This window comes from Halogranum rubrum (genome assembly GCF_900114455.1).
In the GTDB taxonomy this organism is placed as follows: Archaea; Halobacteriota; Halobacteria; order Halobacteriales; family Haloferacaceae; genus Halogranum; species Halogranum rubrum.
Genome location: NZ_FOTC01000002.1, coordinates 911,073 through 933,690, shown reverse-complemented (window position 1 = coordinate 933,690; position 22,618 = coordinate 911,073). Strand labels below are relative to the sequence as shown.

Annotated in this window: 32 protein-coding genes; 12 read left to right on the top strand and 20 right to left on the bottom strand. The window is 62.7% G+C overall.

The window, feature by feature from the left end; translation table 11 throughout:
- Positions 1-6: 6 nt before the first annotated feature.
- Together BM083_RS13120 and BM083_RS13115 are read right to left on the bottom strand one after the other, a co-directional pair.
- Positions 7-285 (bottom strand): UPF0058 family protein, encoded by a 279-nt coding sequence (locus BM083_RS13120; RefSeq protein WP_009374486.1) that lies wholly within the window; start codon positions 283-285, stop codon positions 7-9.
- Positions 286-372: 87 nt separating this feature from the next.
- On the bottom strand, positions 373-585 hold the full coding sequence (locus BM083_RS13115) for a DUF7120 family protein (protein ID WP_009374487.1): 213 nt from the start codon (positions 583-585) through the stop codon (positions 373-375).
- A gap of 190 nt (positions 586-775) precedes the next feature.
- Between BM083_RS13115 and BM083_RS13110 the strand changes: the two genes are divergently transcribed.
- From BM083_RS13110 to BM083_RS13100, 3 genes are all read left to right on the top strand, one after another.
- Positions 776-1,369: a sulfite oxidase-like oxidoreductase gene (locus BM083_RS13110; RefSeq protein ID WP_009374488.1), complete on the top strand. Its 594-nt coding sequence runs from the start codon at positions 776-778 to the stop codon at positions 1,367-1,369.
- 32 nt (positions 1,370-1,401) lie between these two features.
- Positions 1,402-2,742 carry an isochorismate synthase gene (locus BM083_RS13105; RefSeq protein ID WP_089869922.1) on the top strand — a complete coding sequence of 447 codons (1,341 nt, stop codon included), beginning with the start codon at positions 1,402-1,404 and terminating at the stop codon, positions 2,740-2,742.
- Positions 2,743-2,813: 71 nt separating this feature from the next.
- The gene (locus BM083_RS13100; RefSeq protein ID WP_089869921.1) at positions 2,814-3,839 is read left to right on the top strand and encodes a DUF8127 domain-containing protein; all 1,026 of its coding nucleotides are present in this window, start codon (positions 2,814-2,816) and stop codon (positions 3,837-3,839) included.
- A 19-nt stretch (positions 3,840-3,858) separates the two neighbouring features.
- On the opposite strand, the gene BM083_RS13095 is transcribed toward BM083_RS13100, so the two are convergent.
- A complete protein-coding gene (locus BM083_RS13095) occupies positions 3,859-5,535 on the bottom strand; it encodes an acyl-CoA mutase large subunit family protein (RefSeq protein ID WP_089869920.1) in 1,677 nt (558 codons plus the stop codon).
- Between the two features lie 126 nt (positions 5,536-5,661).
- Between BM083_RS13095 and BM083_RS13090 the strand changes: the two genes are divergently transcribed.
- From BM083_RS13090 to BM083_RS13075, 4 genes are all read left to right on the top strand, one after another.
- The gene (locus BM083_RS13090) at positions 5,662-6,192 is read left to right on the top strand and encodes a DsrE family protein (protein ID WP_089869919.1); all 531 of its coding nucleotides are present in this window, start codon (positions 5,662-5,664) and stop codon (positions 6,190-6,192) included.
- A gap of 61 nt (positions 6,193-6,253) precedes the next feature.
- Entirely contained in the window at positions 6,254-6,916 is a 663-nt protein-coding gene (locus BM083_RS13085) for an O-methyltransferase (RefSeq protein ID WP_089869918.1), read from the top strand.
- Positions 6,917-7,080: 164 nt separating this feature from the next.
- Positions 7,081-8,361, top strand: a complete 1,281-nt coding sequence (locus BM083_RS13080; RefSeq protein ID WP_089869917.1) for an Nramp family divalent metal transporter — start codon at positions 7,081-7,083, stop codon at positions 8,359-8,361.
- Between the two features lie 32 nt (positions 8,362-8,393).
- Positions 8,394-9,167, top strand: a complete 774-nt coding sequence (locus tag BM083_RS13075) for a sulfite exporter TauE/SafE family protein (protein WP_089869916.1) — start codon at positions 8,394-8,396, stop codon at positions 9,165-9,167.
- Between the two features lie 9 nt (positions 9,168-9,176).
- On the opposite strand, the gene BM083_RS13070 is transcribed toward BM083_RS13075, so the two are convergent.
- The 5 genes from BM083_RS13070 to BM083_RS13050 form a co-directional block, all read right to left on the bottom strand.
- Positions 9,177-9,431 carry a hypothetical protein gene (locus tag BM083_RS13070; RefSeq protein WP_089869915.1) on the bottom strand — a complete coding sequence of 85 codons (255 nt, stop codon included), beginning with the start codon at positions 9,429-9,431 and terminating at the stop codon, positions 9,177-9,179.
- Positions 9,432-9,486: 55 nt separating this feature from the next.
- Positions 9,487-9,732, bottom strand: coding sequence for a hypothetical protein (locus BM083_RS13065; protein WP_089869914.1), 246 nt, complete (start codon positions 9,730-9,732; stop codon positions 9,487-9,489).
- A gap of 78 nt (positions 9,733-9,810) precedes the next feature.
- Positions 9,811-10,902: an aminopeptidase gene (locus BM083_RS13060; RefSeq protein WP_089869913.1), complete on the bottom strand. Its 1,092-nt coding sequence runs from the start codon at positions 10,900-10,902 to the stop codon at positions 9,811-9,813.
- A gap of 101 nt (positions 10,903-11,003) precedes the next feature.
- Positions 11,004-11,831: a DUF4397 domain-containing protein gene (locus tag BM083_RS13055; protein WP_177197631.1), complete on the bottom strand. Its 828-nt coding sequence runs from the start codon at positions 11,829-11,831 to the stop codon at positions 11,004-11,006.
- 113 nt (positions 11,832-11,944) lie between these two features.
- The gene (locus BM083_RS13050; RefSeq protein WP_089869912.1) at positions 11,945-12,742 is read right to left on the bottom strand and encodes a creatininase family protein; all 798 of its coding nucleotides are present in this window, start codon (positions 12,740-12,742) and stop codon (positions 11,945-11,947) included.
- Between the two features lie 210 nt (positions 12,743-12,952).
- Here BM083_RS13050 and BM083_RS13045 point away from each other — a divergent pair, with 210 nt between their 5' ends.
- Both BM083_RS13045 and BM083_RS13040 read left to right on the top strand, forming a co-directional pair.
- On the top strand, positions 12,953-13,360 hold the full coding sequence (locus BM083_RS13045) for a nascent polypeptide-associated complex protein (protein WP_089869911.1): 408 nt from the start codon (positions 12,953-12,955) through the stop codon (positions 13,358-13,360).
- Positions 13,357-14,076: a tRNA (adenine-N1)-methyltransferase gene (locus tag BM083_RS13040; protein WP_089869910.1), complete on the top strand. Its 720-nt coding sequence runs from the start codon at positions 13,357-13,359 to the stop codon at positions 14,074-14,076. The genes BM083_RS13045 and BM083_RS13040 overlap by 4 nt, the downstream gene beginning before the upstream one ends.
- A gap of 48 nt (positions 14,077-14,124) precedes the next feature.
- Here the strand turns inward: BM083_RS13040 and BM083_RS13035 are convergent, their stop codons facing one another.
- Entirely contained in the window at positions 14,125-14,709 is a 585-nt protein-coding gene (locus BM083_RS13035; protein ID WP_089869909.1) for a Rieske (2Fe-2S) protein, read from the bottom strand.
- Between the two features lie 80 nt (positions 14,710-14,789).
- Positions 14,790-14,948: a hypothetical protein gene (locus BM083_RS23355; RefSeq protein WP_177197630.1), complete on the bottom strand. Its 159-nt coding sequence runs from the start codon at positions 14,946-14,948 to the stop codon at positions 14,790-14,792.
- 244 nt (positions 14,949-15,192) lie between these two features.
- Between BM083_RS23355 and dpsA the strand changes: the two genes are divergently transcribed.
- Complete coding sequence (gene dpsA, locus BM083_RS13030; RefSeq protein ID WP_049893452.1) at positions 15,193-15,741, top strand: DNA starvation/stationary phase protection protein DpsA; 549 nt, start codon at positions 15,193-15,195, stop codon at positions 15,739-15,741.
- Between the two features lie 9 nt (positions 15,742-15,750).
- Here the strand turns inward: dpsA and BM083_RS13025 are convergent, their stop codons facing one another.
- The 8 genes from BM083_RS13025 to BM083_RS13000 all read right to left on the bottom strand — a co-directional run bounded on the left by BM083_RS13025 (position 15,751) and on the right by BM083_RS13000 (position 19,689).
- Positions 15,751-16,104 (bottom strand): metal-dependent transcriptional regulator, encoded by a 354-nt coding sequence (locus tag BM083_RS13025; RefSeq protein WP_089869908.1) that lies wholly within the window; start codon positions 16,102-16,104, stop codon positions 15,751-15,753.
- Between the two features lie 36 nt (positions 16,105-16,140).
- Entirely contained in the window at positions 16,141-16,308 is a 168-nt protein-coding gene (locus BM083_RS23350) for a hypothetical protein (RefSeq protein WP_009374509.1), read from the bottom strand.
- 95 nt (positions 16,309-16,403) lie between these two features.
- Entirely contained in the window at positions 16,404-16,991 is a 588-nt protein-coding gene (locus BM083_RS13020; protein WP_089869907.1) for a DUF6517 family protein, read from the bottom strand.
- Complete coding sequence (locus BM083_RS13015; protein ID WP_089869906.1) at positions 16,992-17,312, bottom strand: transcription factor S; 321 nt, start codon at positions 17,310-17,312, stop codon at positions 16,992-16,994. It lies immediately after the preceding gene.
- An 80-nt stretch (positions 17,313-17,392) separates the two neighbouring features.
- Positions 17,393-17,647, bottom strand: a complete 255-nt coding sequence (locus BM083_RS13010) for a DUF5789 family protein (RefSeq protein WP_009374512.1) — start codon at positions 17,645-17,647, stop codon at positions 17,393-17,395.
- An 81-nt stretch (positions 17,648-17,728) separates the two neighbouring features.
- Positions 17,729-17,908 carry a hydrogenase maturation nickel metallochaperone HypA gene (locus tag BM083_RS22815; protein ID WP_143085727.1) on the bottom strand — a complete coding sequence of 60 codons (180 nt, stop codon included), beginning with the start codon at positions 17,906-17,908 and terminating at the stop codon, positions 17,729-17,731.
- Between the two features lie 100 nt (positions 17,909-18,008).
- Entirely contained in the window at positions 18,009-18,785 is a 777-nt protein-coding gene (locus BM083_RS13005; protein ID WP_089870090.1) for an enoyl-CoA hydratase/isomerase family protein, read from the bottom strand.
- A gap of 49 nt (positions 18,786-18,834) precedes the next feature.
- Positions 18,835-19,689 carry a hypothetical protein gene (locus BM083_RS13000; RefSeq protein WP_143085726.1) on the bottom strand — a complete coding sequence of 285 codons (855 nt, stop codon included), beginning with the start codon at positions 19,687-19,689 and terminating at the stop codon, positions 18,835-18,837.
- Positions 19,690-19,760: 71 nt separating this feature from the next.
- On the opposite strand from BM083_RS13000, the gene BM083_RS12995 reads away from it, so the two are divergent.
- Complete coding sequence (locus tag BM083_RS12995) at positions 19,761-20,267, top strand: DUF5797 family protein (protein WP_089869904.1); 507 nt, start codon at positions 19,761-19,763, stop codon at positions 20,265-20,267.
- A gap of 1 nt (position 20,268) precedes the next feature.
- Here BM083_RS12995 and BM083_RS12990 read toward each other — a convergent pair whose 3' ends face one another.
- Both BM083_RS12990 and BM083_RS12985 read right to left on the bottom strand, forming a co-directional pair.
- Positions 20,269-21,264 (bottom strand): DUF5787 family protein, encoded by a 996-nt coding sequence (locus BM083_RS12990; protein WP_089869903.1) that lies wholly within the window; start codon positions 21,262-21,264, stop codon positions 20,269-20,271.
- Between the two features lie 81 nt (positions 21,265-21,345).
- The gene (locus BM083_RS12985) at positions 21,346-21,807 is read right to left on the bottom strand and encodes a bis(5'-nucleosyl)-tetraphosphatase (protein ID WP_009374519.1); all 462 of its coding nucleotides are present in this window, start codon (positions 21,805-21,807) and stop codon (positions 21,346-21,348) included.
- Positions 21,808-22,055: 248 nt separating this feature from the next.
- Here BM083_RS12985 and BM083_RS12980 point away from each other — a divergent pair, with 248 nt between their 5' ends.
- Positions 22,056-22,388, top strand: coding sequence for an uS10/mL48 family ribosomal protein (locus BM083_RS12980; RefSeq protein WP_009374520.1), 333 nt, complete (start codon positions 22,056-22,058; stop codon positions 22,386-22,388).
- Positions 22,389-22,618 lie beyond the last annotated feature (230 nt).

Here is a 22,618-nt window from a genome sequence, read left to right as displayed (position 1 = left end):
TACAGACTAGAGTTTCGACTCGGCGTCTTCGGCGAGTTCTTCCATGCGCTTGCCGACGCGGCCGGCGCTGGAGAACTCGTCTTCGCTCATCGCACTGGCGAGCGCGTTGCCGAGGACGAAGACGGCGTGTTTGTGTTCACTCTTCGATTTGTGGACGTGCGAAGGGTCGACGCTGAGTTCCTCGTACGGGTCGAACAGCGAACTGTCGACGTGTTCTTGCGCCCTGAAATACTCCATAATCGTTACCATCTGCTCGTGCAGTTCAAGCAGGTCGTCTTTATGCATGTGTTGTGATACGCACGTCGCTGTTTTAAGAATTATTGCGTCCCCCTGCCATGCTACGGGGAGTGTCGTGGACGTCGACGTGACCAGTCAGAAGACGTACTCGTCTTCGTGACCCATCATGCCGTCGTCTTCGAAGCCCGGTTCGTTGTCGTCCATCGGGCCACTCGTCTTGTACGCCTTCATCCCGGTCGACAGGAGGTCCTCGATGGCCTCTTCACGGTTCAAGAACTCGCCCTGTTCGACCATCTGGGCGATCTGCATTTCGAGATGTTCGGGGATGTTTAACTCTACTTTCGGCATCTGAACGTCCGACGCTTTGGATAGGGAGCATTTAAACCTGACGGGGCATCGGCCATATGAGTGCCTCTAGCGAAAAGGAATCTTTCGCTCGTTCGAACGAATATTCTCGTTTTACAGTGATTTACACACCGAATGGGAAAACTTCGGACGAAGTCGGTAACCATAGGTAAATCGAGGAGAACAGTCGACTATGGCCGAGGACGTCACCGACATCTATCAATCATTTGGCGAGGACCGACTCCCACCGGGACAGCGGAAGACCGACCGATTCCCCGTCCTCTCGAAGAGCGGCACCCCTTCGTGGGACCGCGAGACGTGGCGCTTCGAGGTGTGGGGTGCCGTCGACGACGACCTGACGCTCACCTTCGAGGAGTTCACCGACCTCCCGAGCGAGACGCAGATTCAGGACTTCCACTGCGTCACCGGGTGGAGCAAGTTCGACTGCGAGTTCACCGGCGTCTCTTTCCCGACACTGGCGGAGGCCGCAGGCGTCACCGACGACGCGGTGCACGTCATGTTCCACTCGCTCGACGGCTACACGACCGACTTGACGCTCGAAGAGTGCATGCGCGACGACGTGCTGTTCGTCTACGAGTACGACGGCGAACCGCTCCCCGCCGACCACGGTGGTCCGCTCCGCGTCGTCACGCCGCACAAGTACGCCTACAAGGGTGCGAAGTGGGTCTCGGGCGTCGAGTTCCTCACCGAGCACGAACTGGGCTACTGGGAGAAACGCGGCTACTCCGACACGGCGAACCCGTGGAACGAGGAGCGGTATAGTTAGGGTAAAGGGCACGCGGCCCTGACAGCTTTTTAATGGGAGCGCCGCAACGCGACCCGGTGGCCGTCGGAGAGGGACTGGTCAGTCGGGCCGTGCAGATTCCGACGCCGCCGTTTCGCGCAGTTCTCGCCGATGCAACGACGCCTCGAACCGTCTGGAGCGCACCCGGAGAGGCGACTGTCGTCGGCAGCGACGCAGCGGCGACACTGACGGCGAACGGCCCCGACCGGTTTCGACGAATCCGCGACAGAGCGGAGGCACTGTTCGAAACTGGCGACGTCCACGCCGGTACCGAGGCTGCCTGCCCGCGACTCTTCGGCGGGTTCGCCTTCCACGACGACGGGGCCGAGCGCCCGCCGTGGACCGACTTCCCCGGTGCACGCTTCGTCTTTCCTCGCGTGCAGGTGACCTACGCCGACAACGGGACGTGGCTGACGGTCAACGCCGTCGGCCCCGACGCGACGCCGGAGGCAGTCGAGACGCGACTCGAAGAGGAACGCGAACGCCTCGCGAACCTGCCCGACCCCGGCCCCGTCGGTGACCCGCCGGGCGTCACCGACCGAACCCGGACGACCGACCTCGACGACTGGTGTACCGGCGTGAACGCCGCCGTCGACCGAATCCGCTCCGGCGAGTTACAGAAGGTCGTCCTCGCGCAGGCGCTGGAGTGCTCGCTCGAAGAGCGACTGTCGATTCCGGACATCCTCGCTCGCCTCGCCGAGAAGTACCCCGACTGCCATCGCTTCCTCGTCGAACCCGCGTCCGGCGACGCGAGTTTCTTCGGCGCGACCCCCGAGCGACTCGTCACCCGCCACGGGCGAACCGTCGAGACGGGCGCACTCGCTGGGACGACCGGTCGCGGCGAGACGCCCGCCGAAGACGAGTGGCTGGCCGAGGAACTGATGGACTCGGAGAAGAACGTCCACGAGCACGAACTCGTCGCCGACGCCATCCGCGACCAACTCGCCCCCTTCGCGGCGTCGATGTCGACGGGCGAGCGAACCGTCCGCCGACTGGCGACGGTCCAACATCTCTGGACGCCCATCACGGCCGAACTCGCCCGCGACGAACACGTCTTGGACCTCGTGGAGGCACTCCACCCGACACCCGCCGTCGGCGGCCTCCCGCCCGAGAAGGCGCTCGACACGATTCGCGACACCGAACCGTTCGACCGTGGCTGGTACGCCGCTCCCGTCGGCTGGATAGACGCCGCCGGAAACGGCTCCTTTGCCGTTGCGCTCCGCTCTGCGGTGTCGACGGGCGACGTGGCGACGCTCTTCGCGGGCGTCGGCGTCGTCGCCGACAGCGACCCGGACAGAGAGTGGGACGAAGTGCAGTTGAAGTACCGGCCGATTCTGGACGAGTTGGAGAACTGACTCGGCGAGTCGACCGACACTCGTTTCTGCAGAGTGACAAGACCTATACTGACCCCACCAGCAGACAGCGTATGCACTCCGGGTTGGTCCCCCGCCGACGGTTTCTGTCGAGCCTCGCAGCGACGAGTCTCGTCGGACTGGCTGGTTGCATCGACGACTACGACGGTCTACAGTATCGACTCTCCACTACACCTACTGCTGAATCGCTCACAGACTTGACCGACGATTTCGTACTGGTTGACCCAACGACCATTCGCGCCCAAGCAGCTATCGACTACTCTGATGCATACAAACAATCAGTCGTCGACACGCTCTTCGAGACGGGAACTGCCGAATCTGTCCAGTGGCAACTCGCGTACAATCGCTCGTTCGGGACGACGACTCGGCCGAGGCCAGTGTTCGTCGAGCGAGATGGAACCTACTACTCCATCACCGAGACAGCTCAAACCGAGTTCACCGAAGAGCGCTGGGTGTTCTACCTCGATTTGGTCGACAAAGAGCCACACAGTTCTGACACCGTCGTCTCAGAACCACCATCGTCGCTCTCTGAGACAGACCAACTCGTCGTCAAGCGGGCAATAGAGACGGTACGGGGGCACAGTGTGTTCGACGTTGACGACCGAGCACTGCAGGGTCGTGGCCCAAACTTTCACCACGAGATGGACCCCGAGGCGAGCGAACTCGTCCCGTCGCCGCCGTTCGACTATCTGAAACTGGGCGACGAGTATCCGGAATATCTCGTTCCGCGAGCAGAGAAGGGACCGGTCAACCTGACGCGCTACACGTTCACCATCGAAGAAGTCGCGTCGTCGAGAGAGAAGCTAGAGCGACACGTCGAATCGAACGTCGTCGACGCGGAGTTCGACACGAGCGACGACGCTGCCGTCGTCAATGTCGTTCGTGCCGCGACTGACCGTCCGGACGGACGACTGTACACCGAACACGGGGAGATGTCTGAGGGCTTGGCGCAAGTCGCCGACCGACTCGGAATGACTCCGCATATCCCTGAAGAAGTCGACGACCGTACCACGCTGAACGGCGCGCTCTTCTCGTTCCAGGGAAAGTGGTATGGGGCGTCGCTCTGGATTCGTCGGTAGGAGTGACCGGGGAAGAGTCTCAGTACCCCTGTTTGTACTCGCCGAACTCGTCGCGCATGACGTTACAGATTTCGCCGACCGTCGCGTACGCTTTCACCGCGTCGACGATGTGCGGCAGGAGGTTCGCACTGCCCTGCGCAGCGTCTCGGAGTGAGGCGAGTGCTTCCTCGACCGCTTCCTCGTCGCGTCGTTCACGGACGGCCTCGACGGACTCGACTTGCTTCTGTTCCTCCTCTTCGGCGACTTCCTCGACGTCCATCTGTTCTTCCTCGTCGACCTGGTACTTGTTGACGCCGACGATGACGCGTTCTTCGTCCTCGATTTCGCGCTGGCGGTCGAAGGCGACGTCCTGAATCTGCTTCTGTACCCACTGGTTCTCGATGGCGTCGAGCATCCCGCCGCGTTCGTCGACTTCGTCCAGTAGTTCGAACGCCTCCGCCTCCACCTCGTCGGTCAGCGACTCGACGTAGTAACTGCCTGCGAGGGGGTCGATGGTGTCGGCCGCGCCCGACTCGTGGGCGAGAATCTGTTGGGTTCGGAGCGCCGTCCGGACGGACTGCTCCGTCGGCAGCGACAGCGCCTCGTCCTTCCCGTTGGTGTGCAGCGACTGCGTCCCGCCGAGCACCGCCGCGAGCGCCTGATAGCCGACGCGGACGACGTTGTTCTCGACCTGCTGGGCGGTCAGCGTCGACCCGCCGGTCTGCGTGTGGAACTTGAGTTGTTTGGACTTCGGGTTCTCCGCGCCGAATCGCTCCTCCATAATCTTCGCCCACATCCGGCGGGCGGCGCGGAACTTGGCGACCTCTTCGAGGATGTTGTTGTGCGCGTTGAAGAAGAAGGACAACTGGGGCGCGAACTCGTCGACGTCGAGTCCGGCGTCGATGGCCGCCTCGACGTACTGGATGCCGTTACCGAGTGTGAACGCGATCTCTTGGGCCGCCGTCGACCCGGCCTCGCGGATGTGATAGCCCGAGATGGAGATGGTGTTGAACTTCGGCGTCTCCTCGGCGCAGTACTCGAAGATGTCGGTGATGATGCGCATCGACTCCTCGGGCGGGTAGATGTAGGTGTTGCGCGCGACGTACTCTTTCAGCACGTCGTTCTGAATCGTGCCGCGGAGTTGCTCGCGGTCGACGCCTTGCTTGTCGCCGACGGCGATGTACATCGCGAGCAGGACCGACGCGGGCGCGTTGATGGTCATACTCGTCGACACCTCGTCGAGCGGGATGCCCTCGAACACGCGTTCCATGTCCTCCAGCGTGTCGATGGCGACGCCGGACTTCCCGACTTCGCCGGCCGACATCGCCGCGTCGGAGTCGTACCCCATCTGCGTCGGGAGGTCGAACGCCATCGAGAGGCCGGACGACCCGTTGTCGATGAGATAGCGGAACCGCTCGTTGGTCTCCGCGGCGGTACCCATCCCGGCGTACTGACGCATGGTCCAGAGGCGACCACGGTGCATCGTCGGATAGACACCGCGTGTGTACGGCTTCTCGCCCGGGAAGCCTACGTCGTCGAGGTAGTCGAGGTCGGCTACGTCGTCGGGCGTGTAGAGTCGGTCGACTTCCTGCCCGCCAGTGTCGGTGGTGAACTCGTCTTCGCGCTCCCCGAACCGTTCTAGGGTGGGTTCGAGTGTCTCTTCCTCCCACTCGTCTTTCGCGGAGCGAATCCGCTCCAAATCGTCGGGGTCGAACATTGTCGAAGATGAGGGTTGGCCACGACTTAAGTGTTGAACGACAGTGCAGGAGTTGCCTCCGAACTGGGGACGTGACGAACCTTATGACCCACGTAGTAATATCTCTCTCACCCGACTGTTCAGTCGATGAGTCGTTCTCGCCGACGGTTCCTCGAACTCGCCGGCGTCGGGACGGGCCTCGTCGTCGCTGGCTGTACGGGCTCCTCGGAGAGCTCGACGGACACGCCGACGCCTCCCGACGAGTCGGGGACGGAGACACCGCCGCCAACATCCGCAGAGACAGAGACCGAAACGAGCACACCAGAGCCAACCATGAGCACCGTATTCCACTTCGCACAGGGTATCGACGAACAGAACCACGCCGTCGCCAACGTGGCGAACCTCTTGGCCGACGACTCGACGGACGTCGAGAACGTCGTCCTCGTCGCCAACGGCGCGGGAATCAAACTCTTGGTCGAAGAAGAGTCCGACCAGGCCGACAGAGTCCGAGAACTCCTCGACGAGGGTGTCTCCTTTCGCGCCTGCGAGAACTCGATGGACGCACTCGACGTGAGCGAGGCGGACCTCATCGAGGGCGTCGAAACCGTCCCGGCCGGTGTCGGCGAACTCACGAAACTCCAAGTCCGCGACGACTACGCGTACATCGAGACACCGTAGGCCGGACGCGGAAGTGAAAGCCGCCACGACATTCAAGCGTGTGTCGTGCGAACGCATTGCCATGACTGTGCTCCCCGCAAACGTCGCACGGTTCGTCCGTGCGAGTGGTCCCGAACACGACGAGATTCAGACGGCGATGGCCGAACACGCCGAGGAACGGGGGTTTCCCATCATCGGCCCCGACGCAGGCGGATTCCTTCGACTCCTCGCACGCTTGACCGACGCCCGTCGGATTTTCGAGTTCGGGTCCGGATTCGGCTACTCGGCGTACTGGTTCCTGCAGGGGATGTCCGAAGATGGGTCTATCGTCCTGACCGAGTTCGACGCCGACGAACTGGCGATGGCCCGCGAGTTCTTCGAGCAGGCGGGCCTCTCCGAGCGAGCGACGTTCGAGGAGGGCGACGCCATCGATATCGTCGACGACTACGACGGCCCGTTCGACGTCGTTCTCGTCGACAACGAGAAACACCGCTACGTCGAGGCGTTCGAATCCGTACGCGACAACGTCCCCGTCGGTGGCGTCGTCGTCGCCGACAACGTGATGGCCGGCCCCGTCGACTTCGACGCTCTGCTGATCCACGTCGAAGGCGGTGAGATGGGCGACGCCGACGAGTCGACACGCGGCATCGCGGCGTACCTCGACCACGTCCAGCGCGACGACGCCTTCGAGACGGTGGTGTTGCCCCTCGGGCAGGGCCTCGCCGTGAGTACGCGAGTCGAGTGACCCGAAGACGGCTTCGGCCCAGCTTGTAAATACAGCGATTAGTTATACCAGTGAGGCGTGAGTCGACCTATTCGTCTCAATTCGACAGGGCCCCGCGGGTTTCGACTGTCGGACGATTTTGACCATTCGACCACTGCCGGTAGTCGGCAGCGTCGTCGCTTACTATGAGCAACAGCACACGCAATAGCGTCGTCTCTGCGGTACAGAATCTTTCGATCACCGAGTTCTTCCGGCGGTACGGTCTCGCCTTCGTGATGGTCGCGAGCTACTTCGGCTCGGGCTCCGTCTTCATCGCGAGTTCCGCTGGCGTTCGGTACGGCTACGGGCTGCTGTGGGCCGTCGTCGGTGCCGTCTTACTCGGCTTCATGGCACAGGACATGAGCGCCCGTCTCGGTATCTTCGGCGAACCGTTGATGGTCTTCGCGAGACGGAAACTCGGTAAACCACTCGCTACCGCCGTCGCCATCCTCCTCTCGGTCGGTTGTGTGGCGTGGTGTCTCGAACTGACCGCCGCCGTCGGGAAAGGCGTCTCCGTCCTGCTAGGTGGTGCCGTCGGTTGGCAACCACTCGCGCTCGTCACCGGCGGACTCGCTATCGTCGTCGGTATCCTCGGCTACGGCTGGGTCGAGCGGGTGATGACCGGGATGATGCTCGGTCTGCTCGTCGCCTACGTCGCCGTCGCCGGTGCGGCAGGACCGTCGCTCACGGATATGGCCGCCGGGTTCGTCCCCACGATTCCCGCTGCCGGTGCCGTGACGCTCGCCGCGGGTATCCTTGGAACGACGGCTCTCTGGCCGAACTTCTTCCTCGAATCGAACCTCGTCCAACAGAAGGGCTGGACCGACGAGTCGGCCGTCTCCTCGATGCGAACCGACCTCTCTATCGGCTACGCCGTCGGTGGGCTGACCACCATCGCCATCGTCGTCGTCGCCGCCGCCGTGCTCCGTCCGGCGGGCGTGACGGAACTCGCGACGTTCCTCACCCCCGGCGAAGCGCTCGCAACCATCCTCGGCGACTGGGCGATGGCCGCGTTCATCGTCGGCGCCGTCGCCGCCGCGTTCAACAGTATCGTCCCCATCATGTGGGCACCGGCCTACATGATTCCGCACGCCTACGGGATGGACGTCACCGCCGACGACCGGGTGTTCAAACTGCTCTACGCGGGCCTCGTCGCCCTCGGCAGTCTCTCACCGCTCGTCCACATCGCGTTCGGGCTGAGCGTCGTGGACATGATCATCCTCTTCCCGGCGTACAACGGCGTGGTCGGCCTGCCTATCACGGCCGTCTTGCTGCTCTGGGCAGTCAACGACAGTAAGACGATGGACGGACACGCGAACGGCTGGAAGCTCAACGTCGTCAACAGCCTTCTCGTCCTCTTGTCCATCTACCTCGCAATCTCCTCGGCGGAGGGCGTCTTCTCGGCGATCTTCTCGGGAAGCTTCTAACGCCCCGGCTTCACTCTTCTCTCTATCTCACGATGATTCTTGGATTCGACGTCGGTCTCGCCGCCGTCCTCGTCTTCGTCGCCTTCTTCGCGGGTATCGGCATCACGGCAGTCGGCCCCGGTGGTATCTTCCTCACCGTCGCGCTGTTCGCGCTCACACCGGTCGCACCGGCGACAGTCGTCGGTACCGCCAGCGCGACGTTCGTCGCGACGGGACTCCTCGGAACGGCGACGTACGTCCGTTCCGGCGAACTCTCGGACGCGACGGGGTGGCGACTGGCGGCCGTCCTCTCGGCGACGGGTATCGTCGGGGCACTCCTCGGTGTTCGGTTGAACGACATCCTCCCGACCGACCTGTTCGGTATCCTCTTGGGAGTGTTCGTCTCGGCGACGGGACTGCTCATCTGGTGGCGAACACGAACGAGCACCGACGTCACACTCGACCCGACGACGCGCCGCGGCACGCTCGTCACGGCGGGTCTCGGCCTGTTCGTCGGGGTTGCTGGCGGCCTCCTCGGTGTCGGTGGTCCCGTCCTCGCTGTGCCGCTCCTCGTCGCGAGCGGCGTTCCACTCCTCGCCGCGGTCGGTGCGGCGCAGGTGCAGTCCGTCTTCATCGCGGCGTTCGCCACCGCTGGTTATCTGGTTCGCGACGCCGTGTCCGTCGAACTCGCGGTGTTGGTCGGCGTCCCGGAACTCGCCGGCGTCGTCGTCGGCTGGTGGGTCGCCCACCACGTCGACGAGACGCGACTGAAGCAGGTGCTCGCAGCCGTGTTGGTCGTCGTCGGGCCGTACATCGCCTTCTCGTGACAACGCGTCTCAGCGCGGTCCCTGCGTCTTCCCCATGCCACCCGCGCCGTACCCGGTGAACGGACCGCCGTGTCGAGCCAGTAACTTTCCGACGCCCACACAGAGCGCCGTCGCTCCGAGCAGTGCGCCCGCCGTCAGGAGGTTCGACTGCGTCGGTGACTGCGACGACGTCCAGAGAAACAGCAGTGCGTATAGTCCCGCGACTGCGGCCACGAGATACAGACTCAGTGCCAATAGCGTGGCGGCGACACGTGTCAACCCCATCGGGGTCGAGTCGACGCGCCGATACCAAAGGTCTCTCGGTGCGATTTTGGGCCCCTCACTGGTCCAGTTGTTCGCGGGCCCCGCTACCGTAGCCGAGCAGTCCCTTCCCACGTTGTGAGAGGGCGCGGCCGATAAGGAGGAACAACCCCGCCATACAGAGGGCGGCGACCAGTTCGAGGACGCTCGAACCACCCGATTGAACCACCGACCAGCCGAGCGTAAGCGCGTACAGTCCGGTCGCTAGCCCGGCGAGATAAAATGCGAGACCGAAGAATCTGAACACGGTGCGGATGACACCCATCGTGTTGAGTCTCCTGTGGAGTCGGGAAACACTTGTGGCCGTAACACCTAAGAGCAGAAGAACGTTGGTCCCGTCGACCTACTCCTCGAACCCGTCCTCGAACGAGAACGTACCGTTTCGCTGGACGACGTCGCCGTCGAGTTCGATGTAGGAATTCTCACTCATGTCGAGAATCATGTCGGTGTGGATGGCGCTGTCGTTGCCCTCCTTGCCCTCGGGGACGTTCTCGTCGATGGCGCGCCCGATGGCCATGTGGACGGTGTCGCCCATCTTCTCGTCGAACAGCATGTTCTTCGTGAACCGGTCGATGCCGCGGTTCATCCCGATACCGAGTTCGCCGAGGCGACGCGCACCGTCGTCGGTGTCGAGCATCGAGGTGAGCAGTTCCTCGTTTCGGTCGGCGCTGTGTTCGACGACTTTCCCGTCCTCGAAGACGAGTCGGACGTTCTCGACTTCTCGACCTCGGGTCACGAGTGGCATGTCGAACAGCACCTCGCCCTCGACGCTCTCGGGGTTCGGCGCGGTGAACACCTCGCCTGCGGGCATGTTGTTCTTCCCGTGGTCGTTGACCGCACGCATTCCCTCGACGTTCATCCGGATGTCCGTCGTGTCGCCGCTGACGATGCGGACTTCGGACGCCTCGTCGAGCATCTCCGTGAACTCTTCTTGGTGGTCGTACTGTTCTTGCCAGTCGCGGTTGATGGCGTTCCAGACGAAGTCTGCGTAGGCGTCCGTCGACATCTCGGCCTTCTGTGCGTCGCCTTCGGTGGGATACTGTGTCAGTACCCACCGCTTCTCGTGTGCGATGGAACTCGTCTCTTTGTTGACTCGCTGGTTCTCGGCCATCTTCTCGGGGTCGACGTCACCCAGTTCGTGGCTGTTACGGTTCGCCCGAACGTAGATGTGGGCGTCCATCGCTTCGGCCGTCGCGCGGAACACGGCGTTCTCTTCGATGTCGTCCTCGTCCAGGGCGTTCATGTACGCGCGTGTGGCGCGGGAAGACGCAAGCTTGTGCGTGATGTTCGCGCCGCGCTCGCCGAGTTTCTCGGCAACGGCCACGACGAGGTCTTCCGCCTCTGGCGGTGCGGTGACGACGACTTCGTCACCGGCCTCCGCTTCGATACTGTAGTCGACCAAAATCTCCGCCTGTCGTTCGATTCGAGGGTCCATGCGAAGATGCTCTGGCGGGTGGCAGTTTAGTGTTTTCAGAAGCAGATTTCTGTCATCGAACGAAAAGTTCGCGTGAGGGTCGAAGCGAACGCGAGTCGCTCTCAGTTGTTCTGGACGAGTTCCAGTCCGAACGATTCGTCGGCCGGTTCGTCGTCGGGCGAGAGGTAACCGAGAGCGAACACGCTGTAGACCGCGCCGCCGTCGAGTGTCACGTCGACAGTCGTGACGACCTCTCCGTCGTTCGAGTCGGTGTCACCGCGGATTTCGAGGGTGTAGTCGCCAGCAGGGACTTCTGCCGTTTCTGTCTCGCCGAAGGCGACGCCGTCGAAGACGACCGTCTCGCCGTCGCCTGCAGTCACGTCGACAGCGGGTGCGTCGGGGGATGCGTGGACCAGCGTCACCCGGGCCATATCGGACCCGGGGTCGCTCAGGTCGTCTTCGACGACGAGGGGTTGGAACTCCGTGTCCTCGCTCGTGAGTTCGCCGATGGCGGCGACCGTGTAGGCTCCCGCGCCGACGTCGACGTCGCCCTCGAATGCGACCGTCTCTTCGTCACCTGCGGCGGTAATCTTGACCGTGTGCGTTCCGGTCGGAACATCGAGGTAGTCGCTCACCGTCCTGAACGGGACGTCTTCGAGTACCACGGAGTCGTCGACGTAGACGTCCACGTTCGGCGCGTCCGGCGAGGCGTGTGCGACCCGAACCATCCCCATCTCGGAGTCGTCCGTCGTCGTCGCCGTCTCCGTCTCCATCGGTGTCTCGGTCGACGTGGCCGTCTCCGTCCCCATCGACGTCTCTGTTTCCATCGTCTCTGTGGTCGTGGTGTCTGTGCCCGTCGACCCGTCGTCACTGCCGGTACAGCCAGCGAGACCGCCGATTACCAACAGCCCCCCTGTCGCTCTCAACACGTCACGTCTTCCTGTGTTCATAATGTCACACCGATTATAGCGACGACGTGAATCTGAATGTTTTCCCAAATTCGACCCCTAACTCACCAATATGTACGCTATTTCAGAATATAATACAGAAATATTTGGAAAGTTCAGCGTCGACTACCGGGTTGTGGGTCGACGTGTGGCTTCGGCAGGAGGTCTGCGAACGCCTGCCCGTCCAGCCACTCTAAGAGGAAGACGAGTTGTTCTGTCGCCGCCTCGAACAACTGCTCGCCTTTCTCGGCGGATGCGTCCCTCTGGTCGCCGAGGACGCCGTTGTCGGTGTTGTCGGCGGCGTCGTAGAACGTCCGTGCGCCGTGCCGAACCGTGTCGACGTCCTCGGGGAAATTTCGACAGCCATCTGCGGCGGCGTCGTCGATACGGTCCTCGCGGACGTTCTCGCGGTCGAGATAGAGCATCATCGACGTCTCCTTCGGCCCGCCGTGCGGTCCGGGCGTCTCGAACAGCTCCTCGACTAGCGGCGTGATCGACTCGTCCCACATCCACTCGATGCAGTAGGCGTCGCCAGCGTCACGGAGACGACGCCCGACTTCGCGGAGGTGCTGGATGTTGCCGCCGTGAGCGTTGACGTAGACGACGCGGTCGATGCCGTGGTACGTGAGGTTGCGCGTCAGCGACTCGACGTAGTCACGGAACTGCGGCGGGTCGACCCACATCGTCCCGTGGAACTGCCGGTGGTGGGGACTGACGCCGACGTTGACCGTCGGGGTACAGAGGAACCCGGTTCTGTCGGCCGCTTCCCGCGCCAGCGACTCCGCAATCGTGTGGTCCGTCGAGAGTGGGAGATGCGGGCCGTGTTGTTCGGTCGAACCGAGCGGGACGAGTGCGACTGACTCCTCGGCGACGTAGTCTCCGAGTTCGGGCCACGTCTGGTCGGCGAGGTACATGCACGCACATCACGGGGTGGGGAGAAGAAACTGCGTCAGTCAGACTCGTTCGCCGGGTTCGGCGGTGTCGTCCCCTGTGTCGACGATTGCGACGGCGTTCGGGCCTCGACGTGCACGGCCGAGCGCTCGACGAACAGGTGAGGCTGACGTCGCACGGGACAGAGCCACTGGTTCGTCACCCTTTTTGTACCGGCACCCGACTCTCCGAGTATGTTTGGAGGCGGCGGTATGAACCCACGGAAGATGAAGCAGATGATGAAACAGATGGGCATCGACGTCACGGAGCTCGAAGCCGAGGAGGTCATCATCCGAACGGCCGACGAGGAACTCGTGTTCACCGGTGCGCAGGTCACACGCATGGACGCGCAGGGCCAGGAGACTTACCAGATCGTCGGTGACCCCGAGTCGCGTCCGCGTGGCGAGGGTGGCAGTGCGAGCGCCGTCGAGTCCGGTGACGACGCGGTAGTGGACGTCGAGGGCGAGGCCGCAGGCGCGGAGATTCCCGACTCGGACATCCAGATCGTCGCCCAGCGCGCGGGCGTCGGCAAGGACGAAGCACGAGAGGCACTCGAAGCCGAGAACGGCGACCTCGCGGCCGCCATCGCACGGCTGGAGTGATCCTCCTCGTCCACGACGACCGAGAGTATCTCCGAGCGCCGGGTGGCGAACTCCACACCGACCTCGGTATCGTCGACATCCCCGACGACGTCGAACCCGGACAGGTGTTAGAGTCACATCTGGGCGACGAGTTCGTCGTCCGCGAACCGCGCGGACCGGACCTGTTCAACCACTTCGAGCGCACCGGCGCGCCGATGATGCCCCGTGACGTGGGTCTCGTCGTCGGCCACACCGGCGCGGCGATGGGTGACCGCGTCCTCGACGCGGGAACCGGAACCGGCGTCCTCTCGGCGTATCTCGGTCGCCTCGGTGCCGAAGTGACCACCTACGAGCGGAAGGCCGACTTCGCCGACGTCGCTCGCGAGAACATGGAACTCGCCGGCGTCGACGACCTCGTCGACGTGCGGACGGGCGACATCACGGAGCACCTCGACGACCTCTCGGGATTCGACCTACTGACGCTCGACACGGAGAACGCACCCGACGTCGTCGAACACGCACCCGACCTACTCGTCTCCGGCGGGTTCGTCGCCGTCTACTCGCCGTTCGTCGAGAACTCGCGGGCGTCGGTGCAGGCGGCCCGCGAGGCCGGACTCACGGATATCGAGACGTTCGAGACCATCCAGCGACATATGGACTTCGGCGAACGTGGCTCTCGTCCCTCGACGGCGGGCGTCGGCCACACGGCCTACCTAACGTTCGCGCGCTACGAGTAGCGCCGGAAAACTCCGGTCGGTCGTTTTCGTCTCCGTTTCTCCCCGCGACTAGCCATCGAGAGCGTAGCCTGCCTCGAATCGCTCGTCGTCGAGGTACACCTCGTCGTCGCGCACCTCCACGCCGATTGCGTCCAGCACCGACCCGCGACACGGCCCACGCGTGCAGAACCCGTCGTCGCAGTTGAACCGCGCGCCGTGTTTGTGACAGACGAGTTGGCCGCCGTTGACGAGCGCACCGAACCCCTTGTCCAGTTTGACGTCCGGTTCGTGCGGACAGGCGTTCTCCCACGCGAGTACGCCCTCGTCGGTTCGCTGGAGAATACCCTCGACACCGTATCGGCCCGTCCGTGCCTCGAACCGGAGCGTCCCGCGTTCCGGGATGTCGTCGACCGCTGCGAGGTAGTGTGGGTCGGCTGTTGCGTCTTCGTCGTCCCCAGCATCGACACTCTCACCGTTGGCGTCAGTCTCGTCTGGCGTCTCGTGCGTCTCGTCGTCTGCGCTTCGCGTACGAACACCAGTCACGTCGAACCGAAACGTCGCGTCGCCGACGCTGAGTTCACCCTCGTCGTCGTGGATACGGACAGTTCGCTCTTCGTCGTTGGATTCGACCGTCACTCGAACGGGGTCGTCCATGGCTGCTACTCTTAGGTGGGCCTAAAAATAAGTTGTTGTCGGTTCGTGCGAGCACTCGGCCGAGCGGCCGAGGGGCCGCCTCACTCGTCGACCGTAATCTCCACTTCGACTTCGATGGTGAGACCGTCGACGACCAGTTCGGCTTCGGCTTCGTGTTTTCCGCTCGTCTCGAATTCGAGCTCTTCGGAGTCGACTTCGACCTCTACTTCCAGGTCGACCGTCACGTTCGGTTCGGCCATGTCTGGTCACTCACTCAACCAGTATTAGCTGTATCTGCGTCGGAGCTGACACGGCGAGAGAGACCGAACGCGTCGACGACTGGCCCTGCCTCAGATGTGACAGAAATCACACCGCTCGCGTGAACGAACCTATCGACTCGTCCTCACGAGTATCGTACGCAGCAAATCATGAGGTTTAGGTCGCACGAAAAATTGTTTGTAGATTGCAAAGTTCTAAGAGGGAGGGACTCATTATATACAAGTGATGAGTAAACAGGAAATCGTTCGTCAGCAGGCAGGCACCGTCGAAGCGAGTCCCGCACTCCGTATCGAGCAGGGGAAAGCAGAGCAGATCGTCGAAGCACTGAACATCGACCTCGCGGCGACGTACGTCCTCTACCACCAGTTGAAGAAGCATCACTGGAACGTCGAGGGAGCGGAGTTCCTCGAACTCCACAAGTTCCTCGGAGAGGCCGCCCACGAGGCCGAAGAGGCAGCGGACGAACTCGCAGAGCGCGCGCAGGCGCTCGGTGGCGTCCCGCTCTCAGGGATGAAGACGCTCGAAGAGACGGCACCCGTCACCCCCGAGGACAACGACGTCTACGACGTCCGCACGTCGCTGGCCAACGACATGGAGATGTACGGAGACATCATCGAAACCGTCCGTGAGCACATCGAACTGACGACGAATCTCGGTGACCACGCCAGCGCCGAGATGCTTCGTCACCACCTCCTCGAACTCGAAGAGTACGCACACCACATCGAACACTACCTCGAAGACGACACGCTCGTCCTCGAAGAAGCGACGCACTAAGCGGCGACGCTACTCCAACAACGTCGCTTCGAGTCGATCGGCGACGACCGGACTGACGCTTCCGGTCAAACGCATCGCCTCTGCCTCGTAGTCCTCCAACTGAAGAATATCGCGACAAAATGTACACAGCGTCTCGAAAGTGTGCGTGAGTTCCGCGGCTTTTCGTTCTCCCTCCGGCGTCAACGAGACGCCGGCGTAGCGTTCGTACACCACGAGTCCTTCGTTCTCCAACCGCTGAATCATCTCTGTCGTCGTCGACGGCGAGCGTCCGAGTTCGGTTGCGACGCTGCCGGTAGGGACGGGACTGCCGTGACATCGTTCGAGTTCGCTAATCGCGACGAGATATCGCGGAATTTGCCCCATCGTCAGTCGAGCGTCGAGTGCGGCACTCTCACCCAGTTATTCCCAGGGTTCGACGACGAAATCCGTCGCAATCCATCCGTCAGAGTTGCCAGCTTCCGTGAACACTGACGTTCCGGGTGTGCTCTCGCAGACAGAGATATCGGGAGCGTCCTCAGATTCCTCGTCGAACGTTTCTGTCGCGTCGGGCCGCGGAGTCACTGCCATTACTGAGTTTAGGTATGCCTAAAACCAAAAAGGATTCGGTCGGGGTCCACGGCGAATCTACGCCCGTAGATGCCAGTAAAGCTTCTGACGACGTCTCAGGGTCGTTCGACGGCGCGAACGAGCGAGAACAGGTCGTCGCGGAACTCACTCGGATGGAGGAGCGCTTGGACGGCTTCGGCCGTCTCCTCGCTCGCCGCGTCGCGGACGGACGTCGGATATGCGCCGCCGGCGAGCAAGAAGTCGCCGCCGACTTGCCAGACTGCGAGCCACCCCTGTACGTCGAGCGTGATGGTGCCGAACGCGTACGTCGACTCGTAGGAGACGAGTCGAGCGTCGGCCCCGGATACCGAAAAGGCTCGCCGCCCCGTCTCCTCGACGCGCGTGAATCCCCGGTCACGAAGTTGGTGTGCGAAGTCACGAGCGACCCGGTCGGTCACTAGGCGGCGAAGCGCTTCGGACGTCGGCGGTTGTGGCTTGAGGACGACGTGACTGGTGAGGAAGAACCGCCCCGGTCCTTCGATACCGGTCGAGTCCTGGATAGCCGCGCTCAACTCGGCGTCCTCGTAGACGTTCGTGTGCGCCGTGACCGTGATCAGTTTGATGTCGAAGGGGGTATCGACACGCTCGTCGACCAGCCGCCACCCGGCTAGCTGCTCGGTGGGGACGGCCGGTGCGGAGGTCATCTAGTGGTCGTCCTCGCGCCACTTGTGTTCGCACTCGGTACAGACGAAAAAGCGCGTCTCGGACTCGTCGGCCGAGCGAATCTGCTGCATGTACCAGTAGGCGCGGTCGTTGCCACACTTCGGACAGTGAACTTTCGTCGTCGGCAGTCCCTTGTCCTCGGCGTCGCTCACGTCGACGATTTCGCTCTGCTCTTGGCCCTGCGTCGTAACCATCTGCGCTTCCTTACTACTGTCACGGAGCTTCTCGAATCCACAGCTCCCGCAGACCCATTTGTCGTCGTTCGTCTTCATCATCGAACCGCACTCGTCGCAGAATTCCATATTTGGCAAATCACTCTCCTCTCGCACTTAAACCTCGGGTTTCGGTCGTCAGGGTGTCGTCCGAGTGGAGAGTCTCAGGCTCAGGCGTCGCCGTCGGACTGCCCTGGCTCACCCACCGCTTCGATGGGGAGGGTGTTGTTCAACTCGGCGTACAGTTCGTCCGAACTGTGAAAGGAGTCCGCACGAGCGTCCGAGACGAGGTCACCGAGGTTCGCTTCGCCGTCGGCGAGTTGAACCCGGGTATCCGAGAAAGTCTCTGCCGCTTCGGTACGCGAGACGGGGAACTGGAGGGTCTCGAAGAGCGATTCGACTCGGCTGAGCTTCACTGTATCCATAACGAACTATCATTTGGGTTGTGACTACTTAGCTTCGCCGGTACTATCCGCGTAGTAAGAGGATTCGACTCCCCGTCAGAATCAGCTATCAGGTTGGCGACGCTCTTCGGCCCACATCTGTGTCTCGGCTTCGACAGAAAAGCTCTCACAGGTCGGACACACGTGGTACTGAATCCGATACCGGGTGGCACAGTTTCGACACTCGTACGCTGTCCCCGCGTCACGCCCGAGTCGTCGTGTGAGAAACGTGATGGGATTCATACCGATGCGTTGGAGCGTTTAGACTTTGTTATGGACGTGATAAGTCGGCTTCTCGGACCTAACTAATAGTCGATATGTCCGGGACCGGCCGCTCGTCGGCTTACTCGAACTCGGGGTCGCGCTTGTCGAGAAATGCAGACATCCCTTCTCGCTGGTCGTGCGTCCCGAACAGGCTGCTCCACGCCCGCCGTTCGAAGGCCAGGCCTGCGTTCTGTGGTTCCTCGTGGACCATGTTCAGCGACTCTTTAGCGACTTGCATCGCGTGTTTCGGTTTCTCGGCGAGTTCTTTCGCCATCTCGGCGACGTGGTCTTCGAGTTGGTCGTGAGCGACGACTTCGCCGACGAGTCCGTACTCGTAGGCGTCGCTGGCGTCGATACGGTCGCCGAAGAAGACGAGTCGACGCGCTCGCTCGTCGCCGATGAGACGCGAGAGTCGCTGCGTCCCGCCCCACCCGGGGACGATACCGAGGTCGATTTCGGGTTGTCCGATGACCGCGCGTTCGCTGGCGACGCGAAGGTCACACGCGAGAGCGACTTCGCAGCCACCGCCGAAGGCGTAGCCGTTGACGGCGGCGATGACCGGTGCCGGGAACGACTCGATGGCGTCGCAGACGCGGTGGCCGAGTTCGGCGTACTCCTGTGCCTCCGGCGTCGAGAGCTCCTGCATGTGTCCGATGTCCGCGCCAGCGATGAACCCCTTGTCACCCGCACCGGTGACGACGAGCACGCGCACGTCCTGCGCTTCGGCCTCGTCGAGCGCCTCCAGCATCGCTTCGAGCGTCTCCGCGTTCAGCGCGTTCAACTTGTCGGGACGGTTCACGGTCAGTGTAGCGACGCCGTCGTCGTCGACGTCGAGCGTTAGGGTATCCCAAGACACGTTCGAGCGGTCGTTGGGAACCGTGATAATCGTTGGGCAGGCGGCGATGTCACTCGACACGGAAGGCGTAGTCGAGTTTCTCCCGTACTGTGTGGAGTGCGTCGACGGCGGCGTCCAACTCCGCCCGTGTCTCGAAGCGGAGTCGCGTCGGCGGGTCGGCGGTGAAGCGACTGACGAGGCGTCGCACGAGTCGTCTCGGCAGCGACGACGAGTTGCTACGTCGCCACTGACTGGCTAGTTCGAGACGCGTCGGTTCGGCACAGACGTAGTTGAGCGACCGGAGTCGAAAGGCACTCGTCGACGCCTCGGTCGTGAGTCGAAGCACCTCCGGCGTAAGTTCGTACCCGATACCCGCCGCACGCCACGAACACAGCGGTTCGTCGGTCGGAAAGACGGCGACCCCGGGGAACTCGTCGAGTGCGCGCTTCACGTCGGCGAGATATCGACTCGGCGTCGACTCGTCGTCGCAGTACAGTTCTCGACACCACGTCTCGTGCGGTATCGAATGATATCGCCACCGCTCACCGTCGAGGACGGCGAACTCGTCGAGGCCGAACAGGCGGGCCGCCCAGACGTCGCCGTCGCTTCCCGCGCCGGCGAAGTCGAGAATCGTCGCGAGTTCGTCGGCGTGTTCGGGGAGTCGCACACGACGTTCGCCGTCGTGCCGAAACAGGCGTTCGTCGTCGGCGACGGGGGAGAGTCGACGAAACGCGTCCAGACCTGCTGGGTGATTCTTCTCAAACGTCCGCTCGTCGAGCGCGAGGTGAACCGTCGTCGCATACGCGAAGGTGGCGCGGACGACGGCGTTCTCGGCGGCGATGGTCGGGTCGCCGTGGTCACACTGGAGTGCGTCGGAGTTCCACACGAGTCGGTGGGTCGGGGAGGGAGTCGATGGGGAGGTCATCGGGTGCAGTGCCGTCGGCCACATTGACTGTTCCAGAACGTAAATATGTCCGCGCCGCAGACACGGAGATAATGGCACTCACCGAGGAGGAGGAAGAACGGCTCGCCGACATCGTCCGGCTACAGCCGACGAAGAACAAGGAACTCCAGAAGCGGTGGGAGTTAGAGAGTGGCAGCGAGGTGCACCAGTACCTCGAAAACCACCTCAAAGACTACTACTACCGCGACGACAACAGCCTGATTCGGGCGACAGGGGAGGCGGCGGAACTACTCGGCATCGACCCCGGCGTCGAAGGCGAAGAAGACGGCGAAGACGGCGGCGTCCCGAGCGTCATCCGCGTCCCCGAACTCGAAGCGCAGGTCTTCCAGGTCGTCGCCGGTCCCAAGGACCGCTCCGAGAGCGTCGTCAGCGTCCTGAACAAACTCCGCGAGGAGTTCGACGTCGACCCGGAAGCCGAGGACGTACGAAGCGCACTCCAGAGCCTTCGCCGGAAGGGCGTCGTCGAAGTCGTCTACCGAACCGTCCCGACGTTCAAACTTGCCGTCGAACGCGACGCTGTGGACGTCGAAGTCGTCTGAACTACTGCCTCTCTCGCACCCACTCGCGTCGCCCGTCCAACAACCGCTTGATTCCCTTGCCGGGTCCACCCTCGATGGGCCACCCGCCCGTTCGCCACTGCGGTGGTTCGGGTGAGAACTCTGGACAGGACCCCGAACACTCGGCGGCCGTCTGCGCACGTTCTTTCGCCGCACACCACGGAACCAGTGCGCGTCCTTCGCGTCGAAGTTCGAAGTGACGGCAGTCCGGTCGCATCGTGTCGTGGAAGGAGCGCCAGCCCTTGCCGTACGCTCGCTCGGCGATGGCGAGTCGTTTCTCGGCTTTCTCCACGGCGGTGAATCGCTCACCGTCTGCTGTCGGGTCCATTGTACTCGGATACCACGCGACGTCGCCCGCGTCGGCGTGCACACCGTCGGAAAAGTCGAGCGTGAGGATACCCACCTGGACGGGCATCGACTCCATGAGCGCCGGTTCGACGGCCGACTCCGTCGCCGCCGTCGCTACCCACACCTCGTCGGCGAGCGCCGTCTCGACGTCGTGGTCGAGTTGACTGCGAAGCGCACGGGCGGCGCTGGCGTCGAGGTCCGGTTTGTTCTCGACGGCGACGATTCGGTTCACCCAGTCGGGGTAGGGTGCGATGCGACGAATCTCGATTCTGTTTCCGTTTCGCCGTTTCTCGACGACGCCGCGGGCCGCCGCCTCGTGAATCGCCTCGCGGACGTACCGCCACGGGTAGCCCGGATGCGGAAGCGCGTCGCGGTACCACGTCCAGTCAGCGGGCGCGTTGCGGACGACGTGCAGCAGGTCCGAGTCGAGTGCGTCCGTCCCGAATTTCCGGCGGGCGGCGAGCGCCTCCGGGTCGGCTTCGACGACGATGGTGTCCCAACGCCGCTTCTGCGTCCCTAGCTGTCTGGAGACGACGACGGACGAGTCGCGTGGCTCCTCGGGCGGCCACGCCAACTCGGCCCACCGGCAGGTGAGCAGTTCGAAGCCGAACTCGGCGTCGCCGTAGGTCATCGTCGCCTCCGTGGGGTGTGCGAACGACTAACGCAGGTGCTCACGGCGACGGGCGTTCGAGAGCGGAGACGCGTCGGCCGGTCAGCCGAGGTACGTCTTGCTCCCGTCCTCTTCGTCCTCTTCGACGAGTTCGTCGAGATACTTGTGAGCCTGCTTCAGGATGTCGCGCGGACCGTCCTGTGTGATGGTGTTGATGGCCTGTTCGTAGTCGCGCCACTGCAGGTCGCGATGCTCCTTCGAGAGCTCTGCGCTGGCCTCGAACGAGCGGGCGATGAACAGATGGACCGTCTTGTGGATGGTCTTCCCGTTCGCCTCGAACACGTAGTCGTACTCTTTCCGGAAGCCGTCGATGAGGCGGAAATCGCCGATTCCGGCCTCCTCTTTGACCTCTCTGATTGCCGTCTGCTGAAGCTCCTCGTCCCCCTCGACCCCGCCTTTCGGGAACTCCCAGTCCCCCGGGCGGCTCTTCAGGAGCAGGTACTCCCGTCGGCCACGGGTATCGCGGAAGAGGATGGCTCCAGCGCTGACCGCTTCTACCGTCATTACCGGGTGTAACCCACGGGACGTTAAGAGAATATCGGACTATAGACCCGAGATAGAGGTCGAATCCAGTGAGCGTGTCCCACAGACGCCCCAGTAATGTCAGGATTTTCCATGTTCCGCTGTCTCTGTGAGTCGACACGCACACGCTCGCACGGTGGTGTACGGTCGGGTAATATGACAGATACCGCTGCGACGATGGATGCGTTTTTGGTGCTGCGTACCCGCAGTTCGTGGTAGCCACCCATCTCATGACCTTCGTCACCAAACTCAGCTTCCAGAGCGGTGACCGCGCCGTCCTCGACGACGTAGTCACCGACCTGAAAGCGATGATAGAGCGCAAAGGCGCAGAGTGCAAAGGACCGCACTCCGAACCACCCGAACGAATTCGCGTCCCACAGTATCGCAATCTCTCTATCGGCGACGAGTTCTCGTCGTGGGATTACACGGTCTACGCGCGCAAACTGGAGATTCACGGCGCAGACCACATCGCTCGAGAAGTCGGTCACATGGAGTTCCCCGCGAGCGTCCACGTCGAAATCGAAGTCGAACAGAAGAAACCGCTCGGCCACCGACAGAACTAGTTCTCGACTCTCTCTGCAGTTCTCTCCCGACGAGCCTCGCTCGGCGGTTGTGACCGTTCCGCTCCAGATAGCTCCACGTCCAGCGTCGCGAGTAGCGACTGTCGCGTGCGACGACTCTCACTATCGAGTGGCGTACCCGATTCCGTCGATCCACCATTTAGTCTTCTCAATTTGTAAAATATTTAGTCTTCTCTGAAATTCAAGTATTCATAGCGAAACAAGATTTATAC